This is a genomic window from Chitinimonas taiwanensis DSM 18899 (assembly GCF_900119825.1).
Taxonomy (GTDB): Bacteria; Pseudomonadota; Gammaproteobacteria; order Burkholderiales; family Chitinimonadaceae; genus Chitinimonas; species Chitinimonas taiwanensis.
Map to the genome: position 1 here is coordinate 179468 of NZ_FPKR01000006.1, position 23260 is coordinate 202727.

The window sequence follows — 23260 nt, forward strand, 5'->3', positions numbered from 1 at the left end:
GGCGACCAATTATCAGGGAGTGAATACCGCATCAGAACGATGTGGCAGCAAATCCTGTTCTTGGGTGCACCATCTGCGTAGGGCGGGGCGACGTGAGCAGCACGCTGCTTCGTATCGCCTAGCCGATTAAGGTGACCAACCGGCAAGCCGGTCAGCTACCCCCTACGGTCTTTGATAATCTGCCTGGCAAATGCGCAAGCAGCCCAAAGTCCGTGTTGGTGCGGCCCGAAAGCCGCACCCTTGATACTTAAGCGCCCAGCACCGAACCGGTGTCAACGCGCACGCCGGCACCCATGGTGCTCGAGACGGCGATCTTCTTGAAGTAAACACCCTTCGAAGAAGCCGGCTTGGCTTTTTGCAGTGCTTCGACCAGCGCAGCCAAGTTGGCCTTCAGGTCGGCAGCATCAAAGGCCGCGCGGCCGATGGTGCTGTGGATGATGCCGTTCTTGTCGGTACGGTACTGAACCTGGCCGGCCTTGGCGTTCTTCACAGCCTCAGCAGCGTTCGGGGTCACGGTGCCAACCTTGGGGTTAGGCATCAGACCACGCGGGCCGAGAATGGTACCCAGCTGACCAACGATACGCATGGCGTCCGGCGTCGCGATCACGACGTCGAAGTCCATCATGCCACCCTTGATCTGTTCAGCCAGGTCGTCGAAACCGACGATGTCAGCACCAGCAGCCTTGGCAGCTTCGGCGTTGGCGCCTTGGGCGAACACGGCAACGCGTACGCTCTTGCCAGTACCCTTGGGCAGCACGACCGAACCACGGACAACCTGGTCCGACTTACGTGCATCCACGCCCAGGTTGATGGCGACATCAACCGACTCGCCGAACTTGGCGGTGGCGCCTTCCTTGACCAGCGACAGTGCTTCGTCGATGGCGTACAGCTTGTTACGGTCGACCTTAGCCTTCAGGGCGGCGACGCGCTTGGAAACCTTAGCCATTTACACACCCTCCACATTCAGGCCCATCGAACGAGCGGAACCGGCGATGGTACGCACAGCGGCGTCCAGGTCGGCAGCGGTCAGGTCCGGGGTCTTGGTCTTGGCGATATCTTCCAGCTGAGCGCGGGTGATAGTGCCAACCTTGTCAGCATGGGGCTTGCTGCTGCCCTTGGTGATGCCAACAGCCTTCTTGATCAGGATGGTAGCCGGCGGGGTCTTCATCACGAAGGTGAAGGACTTATCCGCGAAGGCGGTGATCACCACCGGAATCGGCAGACCGGGTTCAACGCCTTGAGTCTGGGCATTGAAGGCCTTACAGAATTCCATGATGTTCAGGCCGCGCTGGCCGAGTGCCGGGCCGATAGGGGGCGAAGGATTTGCCTTGCCTGCCGGCACTTGCAGCTTGATGTAGCCGATGATTTTCTTAGCCACGATGTGCTCCTAAGAATGGGTATTTGACGCGAGCTAGGCCCGCTCCCCAGTTGCTAAACCCGGCTTGCGCCGGGCACTTGTCAGCTTGAGACTTAAACCTTCTCAACCTGCGAAAAATCCAGCTCAACGGGCGTGGCACGACCGAAGATCAGCACCGAAGCCTTGAGCTTGCTCTTGTCGTAATTGACTTCTTCGACCGTCGCATTGAAATCAGCAAACGGGCCTTCGGTCACGCGCAGCACCTGGCCCACGTCGAACAGCACCTTGGGCTTCGGCTTTTCCACGCCCTCTTGCATCTGCGCCATGATGTTCTCGACTTCCTTGACGGAAATCGGGGTCGGACGCATGCCGGAGCCGCCGATGAAGCCGGTCACCTTGGGCGTGTTCTTCACCAAGTGCCAGGTTTCGTCGGTCATATCCATTTCGACCAGCACATAGCCAGGGAAGAACTTGCGCTCGGTCAGGGCCTTGGTTCCGTTACGGATTTCCATGACCTCTTCCACCGGCACCAGAATCTGGCCGAACAGGTGCTGCATCTCGGAACGCTCGATGCGCTCCTTCAAAGCCTTCATCACGCTCTTCTCGAAACCCGAGTAGGCGTGAACCACATACCAACGCATTGCCATCTTGTTATCTCCGACAGGTCGATCAGCCGCGCTTCAGCAGCACGTCGTAGAACAACCAAGCCAGGCCGGAATCGACCAGCCACATGAATAACGCCAGCACGAAGGCAAACAGGAACACCATGCCGGTGACCTGCCACACTTCCTTCTTGCTGGGCCAGACGACTTTTTCCGCTTCCTTGATGGAGTCGCGGGCGTAATCCACAAACGTACGGCCGGTAGCCGAAAACCACATCACTGTAGCCGCCAGCAACACGCCGACCACTACAGCCAGCACGCGCAAGACCTGCTGATCGGCAGGCAGCAGATAGAAGCCGGCAACACCTGCCGCCACCAGCAGCAGCGCCGCACCGAGCTTCAATTTATCCATGTTTTCCATGCGTTGGCTCTATGCCCGAGAAATAAAACAGAGCCGCTTTCCTGTCGGAAAACGGCTATCTGAAGATTAAAAGCCACACTTACTATTCTGTGGCAGGCGAGGAGGGCCTCGAACCCCCAACCCCCGGTTTTGGAGACCGGTGCTCTGCCAATTGAGCTACTCGCCTGCAAACCCGCCCCGCACGATCAACTCACACGGGGCAGTTAAAACCTATTACTCGATGATCTTGGCCACAACGCCGGCGCCAACGGTACGGCCACCTTCGCGGATCGCGAAGCGCAGACCTTGTTCCATGGCGATCGGGGCGATCAGCGCAACAGTCACTTCCACGTTGTCGCCTGGCATCACCATTTCGGTGCCAGCCGGCAGCTCAACCGCACCAGTCACGTCGGTGGTACGGAAGTAGAACTGCGGACGGTAGCCATTGAAGAACGGGGTGTGACGACCACCTTCGTCCTTGGACAGCACGTACACCGAACCGGTGAACTTGGTGTGCGGCTTGATCGAGCCCGGCTTGGACAGAACCTGACCACGCTGAACGTCTTCACGCTTGGTGCCGCGCAGCAGGGCGCCGATGTTGTCACCAGCCTGACCTTGGTCCAGCAGCTTGCGGAACATTTCCACGCCGGTACAGGTGGTCTTGACGGTCGGAACGATACCGACGATTTCGATTTCTTCGCCGACCTTGACGATGCCTCGCTCAACGCGACCGGTCACCACGGTGCCACGACCAGAGATCGAGAACACGTCTTCCACCGGCATCAGGAAGGCGCCGTCGATGGCACGTTCCGGCGTGGGGATGTAGCTGTCCAGCGCCTCAGCCAGACGGAAGATGGCGGGCTCGCCGATTTCCGATTGGTCGCCTTCCAGGGCCTTCAGTGCCGAACCCTTGATGATGGGCAGGTCGTCGCCAGGGAAGTCGTACTTGCTCAGCAGTTCACGGACTTCCATTTCAACGAGCTCGAGCAGTTCGGCGTCGTCGACCATGTCGGCCTTGTTCATGAACACGATGATGTAAGGCACGCCAACCTGACGGGCCAGCAGGATGTGCTCACGGGTCTGCGGCATTGGGCCGTCAGCCGAGGACACCACAAGGATCGCGCCGTCCATCTGGGCAGCGCCGGTAATCATGTTCTTCACGTAGTCAGCGTGACCTGGGCAGTCAACGTGAGCGTAGTGACGATTTTCGGTTTCGTATTCGACGTGTGCGGTATTGATGGTAATACCACGTGCCTTTTCTTCCGGCGCGCTGTCGATTTGGTCGTAACCCTTGGCTTCGCCACCGAACTTCTTCGACAGAATGGTGGTGATCGCTGCAGTCAGCGTGGTCTTGCCGTGGTCAACGTGACCAATCGTGCCAACGTTTACGTGCGGTTTTGTCCGCTCGAATTTCTCTTTTGCCATGACGGAGTCCTTAAATGCGAATAGAAGAAACTATCAAGGGGATGGTGCCCATGGGCAGATTCGAACTGCCGACCTCTCCCTTACCAAGGGAGTGCTCTACCCCTGAGCTACATGGGCATTCCACACACAAAACGATGGAGCGGGTGAAGGGAATCGAACCCTCGTCGTAAGCTTGGAAGGCTTCTGCTCTACCATTGAGCTACACCCGCACGACAAGACTTCTTACCCACTTGCCACACGGCCAAACTTCACCGCGGCACTACCTACTACTATTGTTCTGGTGGAGGGGGAAGGATTCGAACCTTCGAAGGCAGAGCCGTCAGATTTACAGTCTGATCCCTTTGACCGCTCGGGAACCCCTCCTGAATGAGGGGCGCATTATGGTGATGAGCCTCGGAGGTGTCAACACTTTGTTTGCGATTATTTTCAATCTCGCTGCCACGCAAGCCGCGCCAGCGGGCCAAAATCGGCATTTTTCCGCCTCAAAGTCGCATTCAACTTCGTCTGAATCCAGCAACAAATCCTTTCAATTCAATACCGTGCACGCCAGACCGCCCGCGACGCATACGCAAAGCGGCGCAGCCTTGATGTTGATGCTGCTGGCGCTAATTTTATTTACCAGCAGCATGCTGATCGGCCGCGCCAATAACTTGGCCGCGAAGCAGCTAAGTGAGGCGCGCACACTGCAAGCACTGCAGAAAGCACGACTTGCATTGCTGGCCTGGAGCTACGCGCGCGGTGTGGGTGGCGCAGTCTGCAAGGATCAGGACAAGGATCAAGGGGTCTGTAATGACCGCCCAGGCGAGCTGCCCTGCCCCGACACCAGCGCGCCCGGTACGCCGGAATACGGCAGCGCCGAGGGTAGTTGCGCCGCCGGCGCACTGGGTCGACTGCCTTGGCGCACGCTGGGTCTGGGTGAAATCGTGGACGGCGATGGCGAGCCACTTTGGTATGCGGTGGACGGCAGCTTCCGTTGGCGCTGGAGCAGCTGGAACCGGGTGATCAATAGCGACACGCAGGCGAGCTTGCAGGTTTACGCCGGCGACGGCGCGACGCTGATCACGCCCAGCCATGCGCGCGCTGCCGCGGTGCTGTTTGCGCCTGGCAGCGCACTGGGAAACCAGCAGCGCGATGCTGGGGCAAGCACAGTTGCCAGTAACTATCTGGAGGCCGCCCTCGGACGCAGCAACCACAGCGCCGGCGGTCCGTTCATTGCGGGCCCGGTGTATGGCAGCAGCGGCGCCCCCTTGATGAACGACAGGCTAAGCATGATCAGCAGCATTGAATTGCTCGACCTTGCCTCCCGGCGCGTGGCGCGCGAGTTCGAACGATTATTGGGTGGCTATGCGAAAGCCCATGGGCGCTACCCGCACCCCGCCGCCCATGAGAATCCTGCCTGCCAGCTGAGTGCCCCATCCATGACGGTTAGCGCCTGCAGCCCCGACACCAGTCGCTGTCGCGGGCGCCTGCCCGCAGCGGAGAGTCTGTTCGCGGCGGACAGCTATCCATATTGGCTGAACTGGAACCTATGGCATCAGGCGATTTACTACGGCAACAGCGCAAATGGCCTTAGCCCGCATGGCGGGGCCTGCGGCGGCGTCCAACTCGGCAAGGGGCAAGGCACAGGGCTGATCGATACCTGCCATCCCAGCCCGGCGAGCTGTCCAGGCGGGGAATGCCCGGCGCAAGTTGGCATGCTGCAGTCGTGTCGCAGTACGCTCATATTGGACGGCCAGCCCGCCCTTGCCCTAATCGCCCTACCCGGCGCCAGCCGCAGCGCATCGCCAAGATTGGGCTCCAGCAATTTGGCCGACTATCTGGATGAGGTGCCCAACCAGGATGGCTGGGATAACAGCACCCCCGCCGCAGAGGCCGACAGCTATATCAGGCCCAGGCATCCGCATAATCTATTCAGCAGCCTGGAGTAAGGCATGCTCAGCCCATCTGCACGCTTCGTCACAGGCAAACCCCTGGCCTACGCACGCGGCTTCAGCCTGGTCGAATTGGCGATGGTGCTGATGCTGGTCGGACTACTGCTGGGTGCGACCTTGAGCGTGCTGCCCGCGCAACTGGCCAACCAGCACCACAGGGACACCACCGCCAAGCTGGAAGAAGCGCGCCAGGCGCTGCTCGGCTTTGCCGCCACCAACGCGCGCATGCCCTGCCCAGCCACCGAGACCAGCCAAGGCTATGAGTCGTTCTGCAGCAATGCCAGCGGCCCCTGCGGCACGGAATTGTTCGGCCCAGGCAGCACTGCGCCCAGCCACGGACGCTGCAGCGTGTTTGCCAGCGCCAATGCCAGCACCGGCTTGCTGCCCTCGCTGAGCCTGGGGCTATCGGGCTCGCTAGTGGGCGGCGTCAACACCGATAGCTGGGGCGGCAGCAGCGCCCATCGCCTGCGCTACGCACTCAGCAACCGTCAACTCAGCGCCGCCAGTAGCGGCTGGCTACCCATACCACCGCGCAGTCAAAGCAGCTTCTATCCATTCAGCGCGCCGCGCGATGCCAACACCGGGCGTAGCGGGCTGCAGGACATCGCCTTCAATGCCGGGCTCAATAGCCTGGATGCCATCAATGGCAGCTTCGGCCCGCAACTGGTGGTATGCAATAGCAGCAGCGGCGCCTCCAGCAGCGGCTGCGCCAGCCATGCCAGTACGCTGGCCATCGCCGCGGTGGCCGTACTGTATTCCGTGGGTCCGAATGCGCCGACCGGCGGCAGCGGTGCGGATGAAGCGCAGAACCCGAATCCGAAAGGTGGCAGCAATGACCGGGTATTTGTCTGGCACCCGCCTTATGAGGCCAATGGGAGTGGCGGCGGCTTCGACGACCAGCTGATCTGGCTATCCGGCCCCGAGCTTTACAGCCGCTTGATCTCGGTAGGTCAGTTGCCATAATCAGGAGCGCATTACCCGACCAAAAAATATATTGCGCAGGAGGAAACCATGCAAAACCCGCAACGGGGCTTCACCCTTATTGAAATCGCCATCGTGCTGGTCATCATCGGACTACTCTTGGGCGGTGTGCTCAAAGGCCAAGAGATGATAGAGAACGGCAAGATCCGCAATGCCGCCAATGAGCTGAACGGGATTTCCGCCGCCTTCAATAGCTATCGCGATCGCTACCGCCAATTACCGGGTGACGACAGCGGCGGCTCGGCTGGCATTGCTGCACGGGGTACGGCCTGGACGGATATTCCGGCAGGGAATGGCAATGGCGTGCTTGATATCAGCGATGCGCAGACCTTTACCGGCGCGGGAGAAGGCGACAATTTCTGGCGCCAGTTGCGAGCAGCCGGGCTGCTGACCGGCAATCCAGCCGATGCAGCAGCCAACTCGGTGCCAAAGAATGCCTATGGCGGACCGACCGGCATCACCAACGCCCCGATGGGCATAAGCGGCCCAGCTATCTGCATGGGCGGACTGCCCGGCAAGGCCGCGCTGGCGCTGGACACCCAGCTCGACGACGGCACACCCAATGCGGGCAGCACGCGCGCCACCACGGCCAGCGCCAACAACACCGCGCCTGCCGCTGCGGTCGCCGATGCCGCCACCGCCTATAGCGAGGACGCGCTCTATACTGTCTGCCGCGCGGCCTGATCCTCAAGCCAGCACCGCCCACGGTCAGCGTGGGCGGTTGCGCCGCCTACTCGCCTTGCAGCAGCCGCCGCTCCGCGCGGGCCAGTGCCTCAGGCGCGCCCAGCAGCACCATCACATCGCCGACCACCAGTATCTGGTCGGCGGGCGGCTCATCCACTTTGCGTCCAGCGTGGCGCAAACTCTTTAGGCTCACCCCATCGTCAGCCAGTTTCAGATCAGGCAAGGTACGCCCAACCGCCGCCGCACCGGCAATCAGCTGCACCGAATGCAGGCGCGGCTGAGCCTGCTCCTCGATGCTGTCGTCACTGGCGCCGCGGAAGAATCCCTTGAACAGGCTATAACGCTGCTCGCGCGCATCGCGAATATGGCGCAACACGCGGTTAAGTGGCACACCGAGCAGCATTAGCGCATGCGAGGCCAGCATCAGACTGCCCTCCATGATCTCGGCCACCACTTCGTCCGCACCGGCAGCGCGCAGCTTTTCGATATCGCTATCGTCCCAGGTGCGCACAATGACCGGCAGATCAGGCCGCTCGTGGCGCACGATATCGAGAATCTTCAAGGCCGAGGGCGTGTGGTCATAGGTGACGATCAGCGCGCGCGCGCGACTGAGCCCGGCCGACATCAACACCTCGCGCCGGGTGGCATCGCCAAAGGACACGCTCTCGCCCGCCGCCGCCGCCTCCTTGACCCTCTCTGGGTCCAGATCAAGCGCATAGATGCTGACATCCTCCTGCTGCAGCACGCGCGCCAGTGCCTGCCCGCTGCGCCCATAGCCACACAGGATCACGTGGTCGGAAGTGGCAATGGTCTTTGCCGCCAGCTGGGTCAGGCGCATGGCCTGCAGCATCCAGTCCGAGGCGATAAAGCGTCGCACGATGGCATCCGAGCGCTGGATCAGAAAAGGGGCAGCGAGCATGGATAAGAGAATGGCGGCCAGTGCCACCTGCTCAACCGCGCGCGGCAGCAGGCCTGAGCTCGCGGCCAGTGCCAACAGCACGAAGCCGAACTCGCCGCCCTGTCCGAGCGCCAGGCCAGTGCGCACCGCGGTACTGGAGCTGCGCCCAAACCAGCGGGTCAGGCCGGCAATCAGCGCCGCCTTGCCCACGGTGAGGAATAGAAACAGCAGCAGCACCGCCAGGAAGTGCGCCCATACCGCACCGAGATCGAGGCGCATGCCGACAGTAATAAAGAATAGGCCGAGCAGCAGATCGCGAAACGGGCGGATATCTTCCTCCACCTGATGGCGATACTCGGTTTCGGCAATCAACATCCCTGCCAGAAAAGCGCCCAGCGCCAGGCTCAGCCCAGCCTGGGCGGTCACATAGGAAATACCCAAGGTCACCAGCAGCACATTAAGCACGAACAGCTCGGTAGAGCGCCCCTTGGCCACCAGATGAAACAGCGGCCGCAAGAGCTTGGGGCCGAAGTAGAGCAGCACCACCAGGGTGATCGCGATTTTCAGGGCAGCCACGCCCAGCGCCAGGCCGAGATCACCGCTCGGGCGAGCCAGAGCAGGTGTCACGATCAGCAGGGGCACCACGGCCAGATCCTGAAACAGCAATACGCCAATCGCCTGCTGGCCATGGGTGGCATTCACTTCCACCCGCTCGGCCAGCAACTTGGTGACGATGGCGGTAGACGACATGGCCAGAATACCGCCCAGCACCAGCCCCACCTGCCAGGGCAGGCCATAGAGCAGGGTGGCCAGCATCACCAGCAGCATGGTCGACGCCATCTGGGCCGAGCCTAGGCCGAATACCGTGCTACGCATGGCAACCAGGCGCGGGAGGCTGAACTCCAGCCCAAGGCTGAACATCAGAAAGACCACGCCGTACTCAGCCAGCTCAGAAGCCTCGCTGGACGAGGCGATCAGGCCCGCCGCATGCGGCCCAATGGCAATACCGACTAAGAGATAACCGAGCATGGCCGGCAACTGAAAGCGCCGACATAGGGTGACCACCGCCACCGCGGCGGCAAGCAAGAGCAGAACGGTTTCCAGCGCGTGGTGCATGGCAGGCCTGAACAGAGTGATGCTCGATTATACGAAGGCCCTGGCTCGCCGCGCTTGCGCTGCAGCAAAAAGGGGAAATGTGCACCGCCCATCAAGAACCGTGCCTGCCGCCGCGCACGAGGGGCGAGGCTTCCCTTATACTTCCACGCCATGACCTCTCCACGCCCGCTTAACCAAGCCGATCTGCTTAGCCTGGCTCGCGATGTGCTCGCGATCGAGTCCGATGCGATTACCGCCCTCGCCGCCCGCCTGGACGAATCCTTTGCCCGCGCCCACGCCCTGATGCTGAACTGCAGCGGCCGCGTGGTGGTGGCCGGCATCGGCAAGTCCGGCCATATCGGCAGCAAGATCGCCGCCACGCTGGCCTCCACCGGCACGCCCGCCTTCTTTATGCACCCGGCTGAAGCCGCCCATGGCGACCTGGGCATGATCACCGCCGACGACGTGGTGCTCGCGCTATCCAATTCAGGCGAAAGCCATGAGCTGATCGCGCTGCTACCCGCCATCAAGCGCAAGGGCGCACGCATCGTGGCCATGACCGGCAACCCGCGCTCCTCGCTCGGCCAGGCAGCCGATGTGCATCTGGATGCCGGCGTGAGCAAGGAAGCCTGCCCGCTCAATCTAGCCCCCACCGCCAGCACCACCGCAGCACTAGCCCTAGGCGATGCGCTGGCAGTCAGCCTGCTGGAAGCGCGCGGTTTCAGCCGCGATGACTTCGCACTTTCCCACCCTGGCGGCAGCCTGGGGCGCAAGCTGCTGGTGCATGTGCGCGATGTCATGCATCAGGGCGAGGCACTGCCCGTGGTCAGCACGGCCGCCAGCATTCGCGACGCGCTGTTCGAGATCACGCGCAAGGGCCTGGGCCTGACCGCGGTGACCGATGCGGACGGCGAACTGCTGGGTGTATTTACCGACGGCGATCTGCGCCGCGCCATGGATAAGGATATCGACCTCAAGCAGGCCGCCATTGCCGATGTGATGACGCGGCGTCCGAAAACCATCGATGCCAACCGGCTGGCGGTCGAGGCCGTGCAGCAGATGGAACAATCCAAGGTCTATGTACTGCTGGTCACCGATGCCAGCCGCCTGGTCGGCGCAATACGCATGCATGATCTTTTGCAGGCTGGCGTGGTCTGAGCGCCATCAACCGATTTGAATAAGGACTACCCTGTGCTGGAACGCGCCCAAACCGTTCGCCTGATGATTTTTGATGTGGACGGCGTGATGACCGATGGCGGTCTGTATTACACCGACAGCGGCGAAGAGCTGAAAGCCTTCAATGCGCTGGATGGTCACGGCCTGAAAATGCTCAAGCAATCAGGCGTGCAGCTGGCCATCATCAGCGGCCGCAAATCCAAGCTGGTCGAGCACCGTGCGCGCAATCTGGGCATTGACCACCTGGTACAGGGTGCGCACGACAAGCGTGCGTCCTTCGAGGCCTTGATCGCAGAGCTGGGTTTCACGCCCGAGCAATGCGGCTTCATGGGCGACGATGTGATCGACCTGCCTGTCATGCGCCGCGTGCACTTCGCGATTGCCGTGCCCGACTCCCCCACCCTGGTGCGCCAGCACGCCCACTATGTCACCGGCGCGCGCGGCGGACACGGCGCAGTACGCGAAGCCTGTGAAGTGATCATGCAGGCCCAGGGCACCCTGGACGCACAACTGGCGCCCTATCTCGCATGAGCATGCTGCCTGATCGCGCCGCGCGCGCCTTCCCGCTGCTACTGCTGGGCCTGATGGCCGGCATGGCGGTGATGCTCGACCGGGTGACCGAGGTGCCGAGCTTTGCGCCCGGCGCCGCAGATCGCACGCCCGATCTGCGCATCAGCCATTTCGCCGCAATCGGCCATGGCGAGGACGGCAAGCCGCTCTACCAGCTGAAGGCCGATCAGATGCGCCACTACCCGAATGATGGCCGCTCGGAATTTGAGCGCGCCAGTCTGCAGCGCACGCTGCCCGGTGAACCGGCCCTGAGCGTGAAGGCTGACAAGGCCACCGCGAACGCCGGCGGCGACCAGCTGTGGTTCGAGCAGGATGTGTTGTTGGCGCGCGCCGCGGGCGAAACACCCGCGGTGCAGCTGCGCACCAGCCGCCTGCAGCTGGACGCAAGGCTCGGTCAAGCCAGCTCGGATGCACCAACCAAATTGCGGATGGGCGCCGACCAGGCCAGCAGCACCGGCTTTCATTACGATCATGATCAAGCTCGGCTCAAGCTGAGCAGCAAAGTGAGCATCGACTATGCCCCGCCCAAACGCTGAGCGGCTGCTGCAGCTCTGCCTGCTGGCCAGCCTGACGCTAACCGCTCAAGCCGAACTGGCCGACCGCAGCAAACCCATCCATATCGATGCCGGCAGTGGCCAGCGCGATGAAAAGAAGGGGCTGTCGGTACTGGAAGGCGGCGTCAAACTGACCCAGGGTTCGCTCTCGCTGCAAGCCGAGAAAGCCACACTGCAGGCGCTGCCCAGCGGCGACCAGCAGGTACGCGCACAAGGCCGCCCGGTGGCGTTTCGCCAGAAGCTGGAAGGCGAACGTGGTTGGCTGGAAGCACGTGCCGACAAGCTTGAATACGACAGCAGCAATGGCGAGGTGCGGCTGATGGGCCAAGCCTGGCTGAAGAGCGGCGGCGACGAGATCAGCGCCAGCAGCATTAGTTACAACACCCAGACCGAGCAATACCGTGCCGAGGGCAGCCCAGCCAGTACGCCAGGCAGCGATGGTCGCCTGCGCATGGTGATTCAGCCGCGCGTGAAGACCGAGCCAGCTGCCACTGCCGAAGGGCAAAGCAAGCCATGAGCCGCCTGTCTGCCCAGCATCTGCAAAAACGTTACAAGGCGCGCACCGTGGTGCGCGATGTGTCGCTGCACGTGGACGCCGGCGAAGTGGTCGGTCTGCTCGGCCCGAACGGCGCCGGCAAGACCACCAGCTTCTATATGATTGTCGGCCTGGTGGCCTTGAACGGCGGCCAGATCCAGCTCGACGACGCCGATGTCACCCATCTGCCCATGCACGAACGGGCACGCATGGGCTTGGGCTACCTGCCTCAGGAAGCGTCCATCTTCCGCAAGCTCAGCGTGGCCGAGAATGTGCGCGCGATCCTGGAGCTGCACGAGACCAGCAGCGATGCGATCGAACACCGGCTGGAAGAGCTGCTGCGCGAGCTCAATATCTCTCATCTGCGAGATAGCGCCGCACTGGCCCTGTCAGGCGGTGAGCGACGCCGCTGCGAAATTGCGCGCGCGCTGGCCGCCAATCCACGCTTCATCCTGCTGGACGAGCCGTTTGCCGGCGTCGACCCGATTGCGGTGATGGATATCCAGAAGATCATCCGCTTCCTGAAGGAGCGCGGCATTGGTGTGCTGATCACCGATCACAATGTGCGCGAAACCCTGGGGATTTGCGATCGCGCCTATATCATTAATGAAGGCAGCGTACTGGCCTCAGGCAGTGCCGAAGAAATCGTCCATAACGACAATGTGCGCCGCGTCTATCTCGGCGAGCATTTCCGGTTGTAAACCCAGGCAGCCCAAGCGCCCCATGCACAGACCGGTATGAAACAATCCCTCCAGCTCAAGCTCTCCCAGTCCCTCACGCTCACGCCCCAGCTGCAGCAGTCGATCAAGCTATTGCAGCTGTCCACCCTGGACCTGAACCAGGAGATCGAGCGCTTCCTGCAAGACAACCCGATGCTGGAGCGCGAGGACGATAACGAACCCGACACCTATCTGGTGCACGAAGACGGCACGCCCACCGCACCGGTCGAGCAGGCCGCGGCCGCGGCAGAGACGCCCGCGGACGAAGCGAGCCAGCCTGACTTCGATATGGATGACTCGCTCGGGGACAATTACTGGAATGAGGCCTCGGGCGGCAGCGGCAAGGGCAACGAGGGCGATGACGAGTTCGATGCACAGGCGAATGTCGCGCGTATTTCCACGCTGCGCGAGCATCTGCTGGAACAGCTTGGCCTCTTGCCGTTGAGCCCACGCGACCACGCGGTCGCCACGCTGATCATCGATGCACTCGATGACGATGGCTATCTGGGCATGAGCCTGGCCGAGATCCATGAGCTGATTCCGCCGGAGCTGCGCGAGGCGCTGGAACTCGAACTGGATGAGCTGCAGGTGGCCTGGCAGTTGGTACGTCAGCTGGAACCTTGTGGTGTGGGCGCAGTCGATCTGAAGGACTGTCTGGGCATGCAGCTGCAGCAGCTCAACAGCCACGAACCCGCCTGCAAACTGGCTTTGGCCGTGGTTACCAATGGCCTCGATTTATTGGCGAACAAGGACTACAGTAAGCTTAAGCGAACGCTGAAATGCGACGACGAGGCGCTGAAAGCCGCACAGGAGCTGATCAAGCGCCTGAGCCCGCGTCCCGGTGCCGCCTTCGGCGAATCCGACACCCGTTATGTGGTCGCGGATGTGATCGTGAAGAAACTCAAGCAGGGCTGGACGGTGCAGTTGAACGAAGCTGCCATGCCCAAGCTGAAGGTCAACCAGCTGTACGCGAACATTCTGCGTCAGCAAAGGGACAGCGGTGCCGGGCTTTCCGGCCAGCTGCAGGAGGCAAAATGGTTGATCAAGAATGTGCAGCAGCGCTTCGAAACCATCCTGCGCGTCGGCCAGGCCATCGTCGAGAAGCAGCAGCGTTTCTTCGAACATGGCGAAGTCGCCATGCGTCCCCTGGTACTACGCGATATTGCCGAGGAGCTCGATCTGCACGAATCGACCATCTCGCGCGTCACCACCCAGAAGTACATGCTTACCCCGCGAGGCATCTATGAGTTCAAGTATTTCTTCGGCAGCCATGTCGATACCGACTCAGGCGGTGAATGTTCCGCCATTGCCATTAAGGCCCTGATCAAACAACTGATACAAAGCGAAGACAATAAGAAGCCACTGAGCGACAGCGCGATTGCCGAAGTCCTCGGCAAGCAGGGCATCAACGTCGCCCGCCGCACCGTCGCCAAGTACCGTGAAGCCATGCATATCCCTCCCGTGAACCAACGCAAGTCCCTCTAGCCGCCAGCGCAGTCTCCGGCGGCATCCTTAACACAAGGAGAGTCGTATGAATCTGACCATCAGTGGGCATCACCTCGAAGTTACCCAAGCCATCCGCGAGTATGTTGAAACCAAGCTGGAACGGGTAACCCGCCATTTCGACCATGTGATCGACATGAATGTCATCCTTTCGGTGGAAAAGCTGCAACAGAAGATCGAGGTTACCGTCCATGTGCGAGGCAAGGACATTCACGTAGAAGCGATTCAGGAAGACATGTATGCCGCCATTGATCTGGTGGCCGATAAGCTGGACCGACAGGTGCTCAAGCACAAGGAGAAGCGTTACAACGACCGGCATTCCGATGCCATGAAATACCAGCCCGAGCCGGAGCAGCCGGCCGCCTGATTGCAAGACCTTTTCAGGCACGCGAGGGACGGGAATGGCACAGGGACGCCATTCCCGTTTTTTATTGTCCATCCCGACGCGCGGTCCGGCATGCGCGCCTTGCCGCTAAGGCGGAGCGGCGTACAATGGCGGCCTTATTTCGATCTGTCCCGTCATGGCCCTGATAGCCTCCATCCTGCCGCCAGCCAATGTCTTCCTCGATCTGGACCTGACCAGCAAGAAGCGCCTGTTTGAACAGGCTGGCCTCTTGTTCGAGAACAGCAATGGCATTGCGCGCAGCGCCACCTTCGATGCCCTGTTCGCCCGCGAGAAACTCGGCTCCACCGGCCTCGGCCAGGGCGTGGCCATTCCGCATGGACGCATCAAGGGTATCAAGCAGGCGGTCGGCATGTTCGTGCGCCTGAAAGCCGCCATTCCCTTCGAAGCACCCGATGGCAAGCCGGTCAATCTGGCCTTCGTGCTGCTGGTGCCCGAGCAGGCGACCGACCTGCATCTGCAGATCCTGTCCGAGCTGGCGCAGCTATTCAGCGACAAGAAACTGCGCGAGGCACTCTGCACCGCCGACTCGGTCGAAGAAAGCTATCGTTTATTGACTGCCTGGCAACCCTGAAACAGCGCACTAGCGGCTAGAATCGGGGCAACCGCCATGAGAGCCCGTCCATGCCGCAAATCACCGTCCGCCAGCTGTTCATCGACAATGCCGAAAAACTGCGCCTGACCTGGCTGGCAGGCCAGAGCGGCGCCAACAATCTGCTCTCCAACGACGCCGATAACCAGAAGCCCGCTCATGCGCTGGTCGGCCACCTGAACTTCGTTCACCCGAATCGCATCCAGGTACTGGGCCTCGCCGAAATCGCCTATCTGCAGGGCGTGGAGGCCGGGCCGCTGAAGAAGTCGCTCGACCATCTGTTCAGCACCGATATGGCCGCCATGATCGTGGCCAATGGCCAGCCGGCGCCCGATGTGCTGCGCGAGGCCTGTGAGCGTGCCCATGTCCCCCTGCTGACCTCGCCCGAGCAGTCGCCCTATCTAATGGATGTGTTGCGCTTCTATCTGGCCAAGGCCTTGGCGGTGTCGACCAATCTGCACGGGGTTTTCCTCGATGTGCTGGAAGTGGGCGTGCTGATTACCGGAGAGAGCGCGATGGGTAAGAGCGAGCTGGCGCTGGAGCTGATCTCGCGCGGCCACGGCATCGTGGCCGACGATGTGGTCGAGCTGTACCGCATCGCACCCGATACGCTGGAGGGCCGCTGCCCGCCGCTGCTGCGCGACTTCCTGGAGGTACGCGGCCTGGGCGTACTGAATATCCGCACCATCTTCGGTGAAACCGCAGTGCGCCCGCGCAAGAACCTCAAGCTGATCATCCATCTGACCAAGCAGGCCGAATCGGTAACCCCGCTCGATCGCTTGCAGATGCAGGCGGCGACGCAATCGGTGCTTGACGTGGCCATCCGCAAGGTCGTTCTGCCGGTGGCAGCGGGTCGCAACTTGGCCGTGCTGGTCGAAGCTGCCGTGCGCAACTACATCCTGCAACTGCGCGGCATCGATTCGACACGCGAGTTCATCGAACGCCATCAACGCTTTATGGAATCGGGAGAGTAAGCATGCAGTCGATAGCCGCAATGCAGATCGTGCTGATTTCCGGCCTGTCCGGCTCGGGCAAGAGCGTGGCGCTCAAGCAGCTCGAGGATCAGGGCTATTACTGCATCGACAATCTGCCCGCCACCCTGCTGCTACAAGCGGTGCAGGCGCTACGCGATGAGGGCCATCGCCGCATCGGCATCAGCGTGGACGTGCGGGGCATCCACAGTCTGCCCGCCCTGCCCGAGGCGGTGGCCAAACTCAAGGCCCAAGGCCTGGACTTGCGCGTGCTCTTCCTGGAGGCCAAGACCGATGCCTTGCAGATGCGCTTTTCGGAGACCCGCCGCAAGCACCCGCTCTCGGTCGCCCATCCCGAGCTGACGGTGTCGGAGTGCATCGTGCTCGAGCAGGAGCTGCTGGTTGGTGTGGCAGACCTTGCCCATCGTGTCGATACCAGTGATCTAAGCGCGAACGCGTTGCGCAGCTGGGTCAAACAGTTGCTGCATCTCGACCAATCGCAGCTGACGGTGATCTTCCAGTCCTTTGGCTTCAAGCACGGCCTGCCGTTGGATGCTGATCTGGTCTTCGATGCGCGCTGCATTCCCAACCCCTACTACGACACCACGCTGCGCCCGCTCACCGGACGCGACCAACTGGTCATCGACTTCCTTGAAGCCCAACCGGCTGGCCAGCAGATGTACGAAGATGTGGTGCGCTACCTCGATACCTGGTTGCCGGCCTTCGATAATGACAACCGCGCCTATCTGACGGTCGCCATCGGCTGCACCGGCGGTCAGCATCGCTCGGTCTGGCTGGCCGAGAAGCTGGCCCGGCGTTTTGATAGCGACCGCCAAGTGCTGACCCGCCATCGTGAACGGCGGGGTGAGGCATGAGCCAACCCCAGCGCATTACCCTGGCACTGACCGGTGCCTCGGGCATGCCCTACGGTCTGCGCCTGCTCGAATGCCTGCTGCAAGCCAAGGTGCAGGTCTACCTGCTGTATTCGCAGGCGGCGCAAATCGTCATCAAGCAGGAGATCGGCGAGACCTGGCCCTCGCGCGCCAAGGAGGTAGAGGCCATGCTGCACACGCGCTATGGCCTGGCGAATGGGCTGTTGCAGGTATTTGGCCGCGAGGAATGGTTCGCGCCAGTGGCCTCGGGCTCCAACCCGGCCGATGCGATGGTGATCTGCCCGTGCACGATGGGCACGCTGGCGGCTGTGGCCGCCGGCATGAGCGACAACCTGATCGAGCGCGCCGCCGATGTCAGCATCAAGGAAGGCAAGAAGCTGATCGTGGTGCCGCGCGAAACGCCGTATTCCGCGCTGCATCTGGAAAACATGCTCAAGCTGGCCCGCCTGGGCGTGTGCATTCTGCCGCCCAATCCTGGTTTCTATCACCACCCGCAGTCGGTCGAGGCCCTGGTCGACTTCGTGGTCGCGCGCATCCTCGACCAGCTGGCGGTACCGCATAACTTGATGAAGCGCTGGGGCGACGTCACATAATCCCCCTCAACCCTAGGAGAGAAGAGATGGCCATGGATGTAATCGATTACCAGCTGTTCGGCGACGATATGCAGTTCGTCGAAATCGAGCTCGACCCAGGCGAGGCTGCGGTGGGCGAAGCCGGTACGCTGTTCTATATGGAAGACGGCATCCAGATGGACACCGTGTTCGGCGACGGCTCCGCCGCGCAGCAAGGCTTCATGGGCAAGTTGATGGGCGCGGGCAAGCGCCTGCTGACCGGCGAATCGCTGTTCACCACTATCTTCGTCAACCAGGGTCAGGGCAAGAAGAAGGTCGCCTTTGGCGCGCCCTATCCGGGCAAGATCATCCCGGTCAATCTGTCCGAGCTCGGCGGTACGCTGATGGCGCAGAAGGATTCCTTCCTGTGCGCCGCCAAGGGCGTCTCGCTCGGCATCGGCTTCCAGCGCAAGCTCGGCGCCGGCTTCTTCGGCGGTGAAGGCTTTATCCTGCAAAAGCTGGAAGGCGATGGCCTGGCCTTCGTACACGCGGGCGGCGCGGTGATCGAAAAGGTACTCAAGCCGGGTGAAACCCTGCGTGTGGACAGCGGCTGCGTGGTGGCCTTCCAGCCCAGTGTGGATTTCGACATCCAGTTTGTCGGCAATGTGAAGAGCGCACTGTTTGGCGGTGAGGGCCTGTTCTTCGCCACGCTGCGCGGTCCGGGCAAGGTCTGGCTGCAAAGCCTGCCGCTATCGCGCTTGGCCAATCGCATCGTCGGCGCATCACGCGCAGGTGGCGGCACCGGCGGCGAGCAGGGCTCGGTGCTGGGCGGGCTGTCGAATATCTTCGAGCGCGAGTAAGCGCGGCGCTAGACAAGCAAAAGGCCACCCTGGGGTGGCCTTTTGCCTTGGCGTTGTCTAGCGCGCCAGACGGCTGTTGACCGCTTCCAGGTCCTTCTCGCCCAGATCGCCGACCGCGGCCGACAGCTTGAGCTGGTTGAGCAGGTAGTTGTAGCGGGCCAAGGCCAGGTCGCGCTTGGTCGAGTAGAACTGCTGCTGCGCATTCAGCAGGTCGAGCGTGGTGCGCACACCGACTTCGCGGCCCAACTTGGTGGAATCGAGCGAGCTTTGCGCCGACAGCTGCGCCTGGTCGAGCGCGCGGATCTGTGCGGCACCGGCCTGCACACCCAAGAAGGCCTGCTTGGTGTTTTGCGCGGTATCGCGGCGCGATGCCTCCAGCTTGTGCTGGGCCTGGTCGCGCAGGGCCAGCGATTCACGCAGCTTGGAACTGGTCGCGCCACCGGTGAAGATCGGCACATTCAGCTGCACGCCAATCGCCGTGGTCTTGGTCTTGTCGGTACCACCATTCGCCGTCAGGCCGCCTTTATTGAAGTCCTGACCGTACTGCGCATACAGGTCCAGCGTCGGTTGGCGATGCAGGCGGTACTTATCGATCTCGGCCTCGGCAATCGCCAGTGCGCCGCGTTGAGCATCGATGCTCAGGCTCTGCTGCTCAGCACGCTTGACCCATTCATTCACATCCGCCGGTTCTGGCGGGCTGGCTTCCATCTTGGTGGGCAGGCCGGCCAGGCCATCTGCCGGCACGCCGGTCAGCTGCAAAAACGCGTTCTGCTTGACCGCCAGCTCGTTCTGAGCGGCGATCTCGCTAGCGATGATGGCGTCGTACTTGGCCTGCGCCTCATGGGTATCGGTGATGGTCGCCACCCCTACCTCGAAACTCTTCTTGGCCTGGGCCAGTTGCTGCGAGACGGCATCCTTCTGTGCACGCACGAATTCCAAGCTGTCCTGCGCATACAGCACATCGAAATAGGCTTGCGATACACGCAGGATCAGATCCTGCTTGGCCGCCGCAAAGCTGACCTCGGCCAGGCGTGCTTGCTCGTTCAGCTGGCTGGCCCCCACGCTGACATCGGCACGGTACAGGGGCTGGGTGGCATTCAGGCTGTAGCCATACTGGTTGCCGCTATTGTCGGTATTCGCGCTCGGTGCGCCGCCAAATTCCTTTTCCGAACTCAGACGCTTGGCATCACCGGTCAGCTTGACGGTGGGCAGCCAGAGCGCATTGGCCTGCTTGGACTTTTCCTGGCCGGCGCGCAGTTCGGCCTCGGCCGCCGCATAGGTGGCGTCGTACTTCTTGGCTTCCTGATAAACCTGCAGCAGATCGGCGGCCGAGGCCAGCGAGCCGGTGGCCAGCGCCAGTGCCGCGACCAGCGAGCGAAGTGCAAAGCGTTGCATAGAGCATCCTTTGAGGTGGCCTGCGCGCCGCAGGCCTAAACATACCGATCGGTATTTTATACCGAAGAATAACTGAATTCTAAGTCATTTGCGGCTTATCGGCCAGCATCCAATGGTTTGCGCACCCGGTACCAGGCGGCATACAGCGCTGGCAGGAAGAGCAGGGTCAACACGGTCGCCACCAAGAGGCCGCCCATGATGGCCCAGGCCATCGGCCCCCAGAAGGTCGAGCGGGTCAGCGGCACCATGGCCAGGATGGCGGCCGCGGCGGTCAGCATGATGGGCCGGAAGCGCCGGACTGCCGATTCGACGATGGCATGCCACGGGTGTTCCCCTTCATCGGTGTGCTGAGTAATCTGATCGACCAGGATCACCGAGTTGCGCATGATCATGCCAGCCAGGGCAATCACCCCAAGCTGGGCCACGAAGCCGAACGGCACCTGGAAGATCAGCAGGGTGGCAGCCACGCCTATCATGCCCAGTGGCGCGGTCAGCAGTACCAGCACCATCTTGGAGATGCTCTGCAGCTGGAACATCAGCAAGGTCATCACCGTCACCAGCATGAGCGGCATTACCACCAGGATGGAGTTCTGGCTCTTGCCGCTCGATTCCTGCGAGCCGCCGATCTCGATGCCATAACCGATCGGCAAGGCGTCAGCCAGCTGCTTGATCTTGGGCCACAGCGCCATGCTCACATCGGGCGCCTGCGCACCCTCTACATCGGCACGCACCGAAATGGTTGGCATGCGGTTGCGGCGCCAGATGATGCTTTCCTCGCTCTCCAGCTTCAGGCGCGCAACCTGGCTGACCGGCACGTACTTGCCATTGTTCAGATAGATCTTGGCGTCCTTCAGATTATTCAGATCGGTACGCTCGGGCGCATCGAGGCGGGTGACCACGTCGATGGTGCGGTCATGCTCGCGATACTGGGTGACGGTGACCCCGCTCAGGGAGTTCTGCATGGCCAGCGACAGCTGCTGCGTCGTGATGCCGAGCGCGCGTGCCTTGTCCTGATCGACCTCCAGACGCATGACCTTGACCCGCTCGCTCCAGTCGGTGTTCACGCTGCGGATGTGCGGATTGCCGCGCATCAGCTCGGCCACCTGGTCGGCCACCACGCGCAGCTTGAGCGGATCGGGCCCCGACACGCGGAACTGCACCGGGTAGCCGACTGGCGGGCCGTTCTCCAGTCGGGTGACCCGGCCACGCACCAGCGGGAAGTCTTCCGCAAACAGCTGGCGGATCTTCTTCAGCACGTCCTCGCGCACATACTCGTCCTTGGTCATCACCATCAGCTGGGCGAAGTTCAGGTTCGGCAGCTGCTGCTCAAGCGGTAGGTAGAAGCGCGGGCTGCCATTGCCCACATAGCTGGTCACGCTGACGATGTTCGCGTCGCCCTTGAGCTTCTGCTCCAGCAATTTGACCTGGGCCTCAGTCTGCAGATAGGTGGAGGCCTGCGGCAGCCACATATCCACCAGCAGCTCGGGCCGGTTGGAAGCCGGAAAGAATTGCTTGGGCACGAACTTGAACAGACCAACCGCCACCACAAAAGCGGCCAGGGTGATCACGATCACCGTCTTGCGGTACTCAAGGCACCAGTTGACCAGGCGGCGGAAGCGCGCATAGAAGGGCTTCTGGTACACAGCATGCTCATCGCCGTGATGCGCGACTTCGGGCAGCAGCTTGTAGCCGAGGTAGGGGGTGAACACCACCGCGACAATCCAGGACAGGATCAGCGAGATACCGACCACCTGGAAGATGGACACCGTGTATTCACCAGCATTCGACTTAGCCAGGCCGACCGGCATAAAGCCGGCGGCGGTGATCAGCGTGCCAGTCAGCATGGGAAAGGCGGTGCTCGTGTACGCATAGGTGGCGGCGCGCATGCGGTCCCAGCCTTGCTCGAGCTTGAGCGCCATCATCTCCACCGCGATGATCGCATCATCGACCAAGAGGCCGAGTGCGATGATCAGCGCGCCGAGCGAGATGCGCTGCAAATCGAGTCCGAACGCATACATGGTCAGGAAGGTCATCGCCAGCACCAGCGGAATCGACAGCGCCACCACCATGCCGGTACGTAGGCCGAGCGAGACAAAGGACACGGCCAGCACGATCACCACCGCCTCGACCAGGCTCTTCACAAACTCGTGAATCGAGTTCTCCACCACCTTGGGCTGGTCGGATACTGCATGTACCTCAATGCCGATCGGCAGCTCGGCCTTGATGCGCTGCATGCTCGCATCGAGCATGCGTCCGAGCTGGATCACATCGCCGCCCTTGCGCATGCTGACCGCGAGGCCGATCGCTTCCTGGCCGTCGAAACGCATCTTGCTGACGGTTGGGTCGCTATAACCGCGGTAGACCTTGGCCACATCACCGAGGCGGAAATGCCGGCCATTCGCGCGCACGCCGATATTGCGCACCGACTCGATGCTGTCGAAGTCGCCGGTCACCCGTAGCGCCACGCGCTCAGTACCGGTTTCCACCACCCCGGCCGGCACCACCGCATTGGTGGCCTGCAGGGTCTGATGGATCAGCTGCGGGTCGAGACCGAGCGAGGCGAGCTTGGCGCTCGAGGTTTCGACGTAGATCTTCTCTTCCTGTACGCCGATATAGTCGATCTTGTTCACATCCGGCACATGCAGCAGCTCGGCACGCACCGCATCCACATACTTTTTCAGCTCAGCGTAGCTAAAGCCATCGCTGGTGAACGCATACAGATTGCCGAAGGTATCGCCGAACTCATCATTGAAGAACGGCCCCTGCACGCCGCTGGGCAGGGTATGGCGCATATCGCTGATCTTCTTGCGCACCTGGTACCAGATTTCCTGTACCCGCGCCGGTTGCACGCCCTCCTTCAGATTGATCAGCAGCTGGTTTTCGCCAGCCTTGGAGTAGGAGCGCACATACTCGACTTCGGACGCCATCTCCTGCAGCTTGCGTTCCATCTTGTCGGTGACCTGCAGCTCCATATCGGAGGCCGAGGCGCCCGGCCAATAGGTCTGGATCACCATGGCCTTGAAGGTGAATTCCGGGTCCTCCTTCTGACCCAGCCGCGTATACGAGAACACCCCGGCCAGCATAAAGACCAGGATGAAATACAGCACCAGCTGCTGGTGCTTGAGCGCCCATTCGGACAGATTGATGCCACGCATGCCTGTGTCC

The 23260-nt window shown here is 61.8% G+C and carries 23 protein-coding genes and 4 tRNA genes; 15 read left to right on the forward strand and 12 right to left on the reverse strand.

Annotated features, from left to right (window positions below; genetic code table 11):
• Positions 1-247: 247 nt before the first annotated feature.
• From rplA to BT173_RS09190, 9 genes are all read right to left on the reverse strand, one after another.
• The gene (rplA, locus tag BT173_RS09150; RefSeq protein ID WP_072428340.1) at positions 248-946 is read right to left on the reverse strand and encodes a 50S ribosomal protein L1; all 699 of its coding nucleotides are present in this window, start codon (positions 944-946) and stop codon (positions 248-250) included.
• Positions 947-1378: a 50S ribosomal protein L11 gene (rplK, locus tag BT173_RS09155; protein WP_072428341.1), complete on the reverse strand. Its 432-nt coding sequence runs from the start codon at positions 1376-1378 to the stop codon at positions 947-949.
• A 92-nt stretch (positions 1379-1470) separates the two neighbouring features.
• Positions 1471-2004: a transcription termination/antitermination protein NusG gene (gene nusG, locus BT173_RS09160; protein WP_072428342.1), complete on the reverse strand. Its 534-nt coding sequence runs from the start codon at positions 2002-2004 to the stop codon at positions 1471-1473.
• Positions 2005-2026: 22 nt separating this feature from the next.
• Positions 2027-2371 (reverse strand): preprotein translocase subunit SecE, encoded by a 345-nt coding sequence (gene secE / locus BT173_RS09165; RefSeq protein WP_072428343.1) that lies wholly within the window; start codon positions 2369-2371, stop codon positions 2027-2029.
• Between the two features lie 99 nt (positions 2372-2470).
• A tRNA-Trp gene (locus tag BT173_RS09170) sits at positions 2471-2546 on the reverse strand.
• Between the two features lie 47 nt (positions 2547-2593).
• A complete protein-coding gene (gene tuf / locus BT173_RS09175; protein WP_072428344.1) occupies positions 2594-3784 on the reverse strand; it encodes an elongation factor Tu in 1191 nt (396 codons plus the stop codon).
• 42 nt (positions 3785-3826) lie between these two features.
• Positions 3827-3901, reverse strand: a tRNA-Thr gene (locus BT173_RS09180).
• 18 nt (positions 3902-3919) lie between these two features.
• Positions 3920-3993: transfer RNA gene (locus BT173_RS09185), tRNA-Gly, on the reverse strand.
• Between the two features lie 69 nt (positions 3994-4062).
• Positions 4063-4147, reverse strand: a tRNA-Tyr gene (locus tag BT173_RS09190).
• A gap of 224 nt (positions 4148-4371) precedes the next feature.
• Here BT173_RS09190 and BT173_RS09195 point away from each other — a divergent pair.
• Genes BT173_RS09195 through BT173_RS09205 form a run of 3 tightly spaced genes read left to right on the forward strand, consistent with a single transcriptional unit; the run spans position 4372 to position 7380 of the window.
• Complete coding sequence (locus BT173_RS09195; protein ID WP_072428345.1) at positions 4372-5712, forward strand: hypothetical protein; 1341 nt, start codon at positions 4372-4374, stop codon at positions 5710-5712.
• Positions 5713-5715: 3 nt separating this feature from the next.
• Positions 5716-6678, forward strand: a complete 963-nt coding sequence (locus BT173_RS09200) for a prepilin-type N-terminal cleavage/methylation domain-containing protein (protein WP_072428346.1) — start codon at positions 5716-5718, stop codon at positions 6676-6678.
• A gap of 48 nt (positions 6679-6726) precedes the next feature.
• A complete protein-coding gene (locus tag BT173_RS09205) occupies positions 6727-7380 on the forward strand; it encodes a prepilin-type N-terminal cleavage/methylation domain-containing protein (protein WP_072428347.1) in 654 nt (217 codons plus the stop codon).
• A 46-nt stretch (positions 7381-7426) separates the two neighbouring features.
• On the opposite strand, the gene BT173_RS09210 is transcribed toward BT173_RS09205, so the two are convergent.
• The gene (locus BT173_RS09210) at positions 7427-9394 is read right to left on the reverse strand and encodes a monovalent cation:proton antiporter family protein (RefSeq protein WP_072428348.1); all 1968 of its coding nucleotides are present in this window, start codon (positions 9392-9394) and stop codon (positions 7427-7429) included.
• 150 nt (positions 9395-9544) lie between these two features.
• Between BT173_RS09210 and BT173_RS09215 the strand changes: the two genes are divergently transcribed.
• The 12 genes from BT173_RS09215 to BT173_RS09270 all read left to right on the forward strand — a co-directional run bounded on the left by BT173_RS09215 (position 9545) and on the right by BT173_RS09270 (position 18700).
• Positions 9545-10531: a KpsF/GutQ family sugar-phosphate isomerase gene (locus tag BT173_RS09215; protein ID WP_072428349.1), complete on the forward strand. Its 987-nt coding sequence runs from the start codon at positions 9545-9547 to the stop codon at positions 10529-10531.
• 63 nt (positions 10532-10594) lie between these two features.
• Positions 10595-11080 carry a KdsC family phosphatase gene (locus BT173_RS09220; RefSeq protein ID WP_084658385.1) on the forward strand — a complete coding sequence of 162 codons (486 nt, stop codon included), beginning with the start codon at positions 10595-10597 and terminating at the stop codon, positions 11078-11080.
• Entirely contained in the window at positions 11077-11655 is a 579-nt protein-coding gene (gene lptC, locus BT173_RS09225; RefSeq protein ID WP_072428350.1) for an LPS export ABC transporter periplasmic protein LptC, read from the forward strand. The genes BT173_RS09220 and lptC overlap by 4 nt, the downstream gene beginning before the upstream one ends.
• On the forward strand, positions 11636-12190 hold the full coding sequence (gene lptA, locus BT173_RS09230) for a lipopolysaccharide transport periplasmic protein LptA (RefSeq protein ID WP_072428351.1): 555 nt from the start codon (positions 11636-11638) through the stop codon (positions 12188-12190). Before lptC ends, lptA begins: the two co-directional genes overlap by 20 nt.
• The gene (lptB, locus tag BT173_RS09235) at positions 12187-12909 is read left to right on the forward strand and encodes an LPS export ABC transporter ATP-binding protein (protein ID WP_072428352.1); all 723 of its coding nucleotides are present in this window, start codon (positions 12187-12189) and stop codon (positions 12907-12909) included. The genes lptA and lptB overlap by 4 nt, the downstream gene beginning before the upstream one ends.
• Before the next feature lie 36 nt (positions 12910-12945).
• Positions 12946-14412: an RNA polymerase factor sigma-54 gene (locus BT173_RS09240; protein WP_072428353.1), complete on the forward strand. Its 1467-nt coding sequence runs from the start codon at positions 12946-12948 to the stop codon at positions 14410-14412.
• 46 nt (positions 14413-14458) lie between these two features.
• Positions 14459-14797: a ribosome hibernation-promoting factor, HPF/YfiA family gene (hpf, locus tag BT173_RS09245; RefSeq protein WP_072428354.1), complete on the forward strand. Its 339-nt coding sequence runs from the start codon at positions 14459-14461 to the stop codon at positions 14795-14797.
• Positions 14798-14951: 154 nt separating this feature from the next.
• Entirely contained in the window at positions 14952-15407 is a 456-nt protein-coding gene (locus BT173_RS09250; RefSeq protein WP_072428355.1) for a PTS sugar transporter subunit IIA, read from the forward strand.
• A 50-nt stretch (positions 15408-15457) separates the two neighbouring features.
• Complete coding sequence (hprK, locus tag BT173_RS09255) at positions 15458-16399, forward strand: HPr(Ser) kinase/phosphatase (RefSeq protein ID WP_072428356.1); 942 nt, start codon at positions 15458-15460, stop codon at positions 16397-16399.
• 2 nt (positions 16400-16401) lie between these two features.
• Positions 16402-17271 (forward strand): RNase adapter RapZ, encoded by an 870-nt coding sequence (rapZ, locus tag BT173_RS09260; RefSeq protein WP_308417569.1) that lies wholly within the window; start codon positions 16402-16404, stop codon positions 17269-17271.
• Positions 17268-17882, forward strand: coding sequence for a flavin prenyltransferase UbiX (locus BT173_RS09265; protein WP_072428358.1), 615 nt, complete (start codon positions 17268-17270; stop codon positions 17880-17882). Before rapZ ends, BT173_RS09265 begins: the two co-directional genes overlap by 4 nt.
• A gap of 26 nt (positions 17883-17908) precedes the next feature.
• A complete protein-coding gene (locus BT173_RS09270; protein ID WP_072428359.1) occupies positions 17909-18700 on the forward strand; it encodes a TIGR00266 family protein in 792 nt (263 codons plus the stop codon).
• 57 nt (positions 18701-18757) lie between these two features.
• Here BT173_RS09270 and BT173_RS09275 read toward each other — a convergent pair whose 3' ends face one another.
• Together BT173_RS09275 and BT173_RS09280 are read right to left on the reverse strand one after the other, a co-directional pair.
• Positions 18758-20095 (reverse strand): TolC family outer membrane protein, encoded by a 1338-nt coding sequence (locus tag BT173_RS09275; RefSeq protein WP_072428360.1) that lies wholly within the window; start codon positions 20093-20095, stop codon positions 18758-18760.
• A gap of 95 nt (positions 20096-20190) precedes the next feature.
• Complete coding sequence (locus BT173_RS09280) at positions 20191-23250, reverse strand: efflux RND transporter permease subunit (protein ID WP_072428361.1); 3060 nt, start codon at positions 23248-23250, stop codon at positions 20191-20193.
• Positions 23251-23260 lie beyond the last annotated feature (10 nt).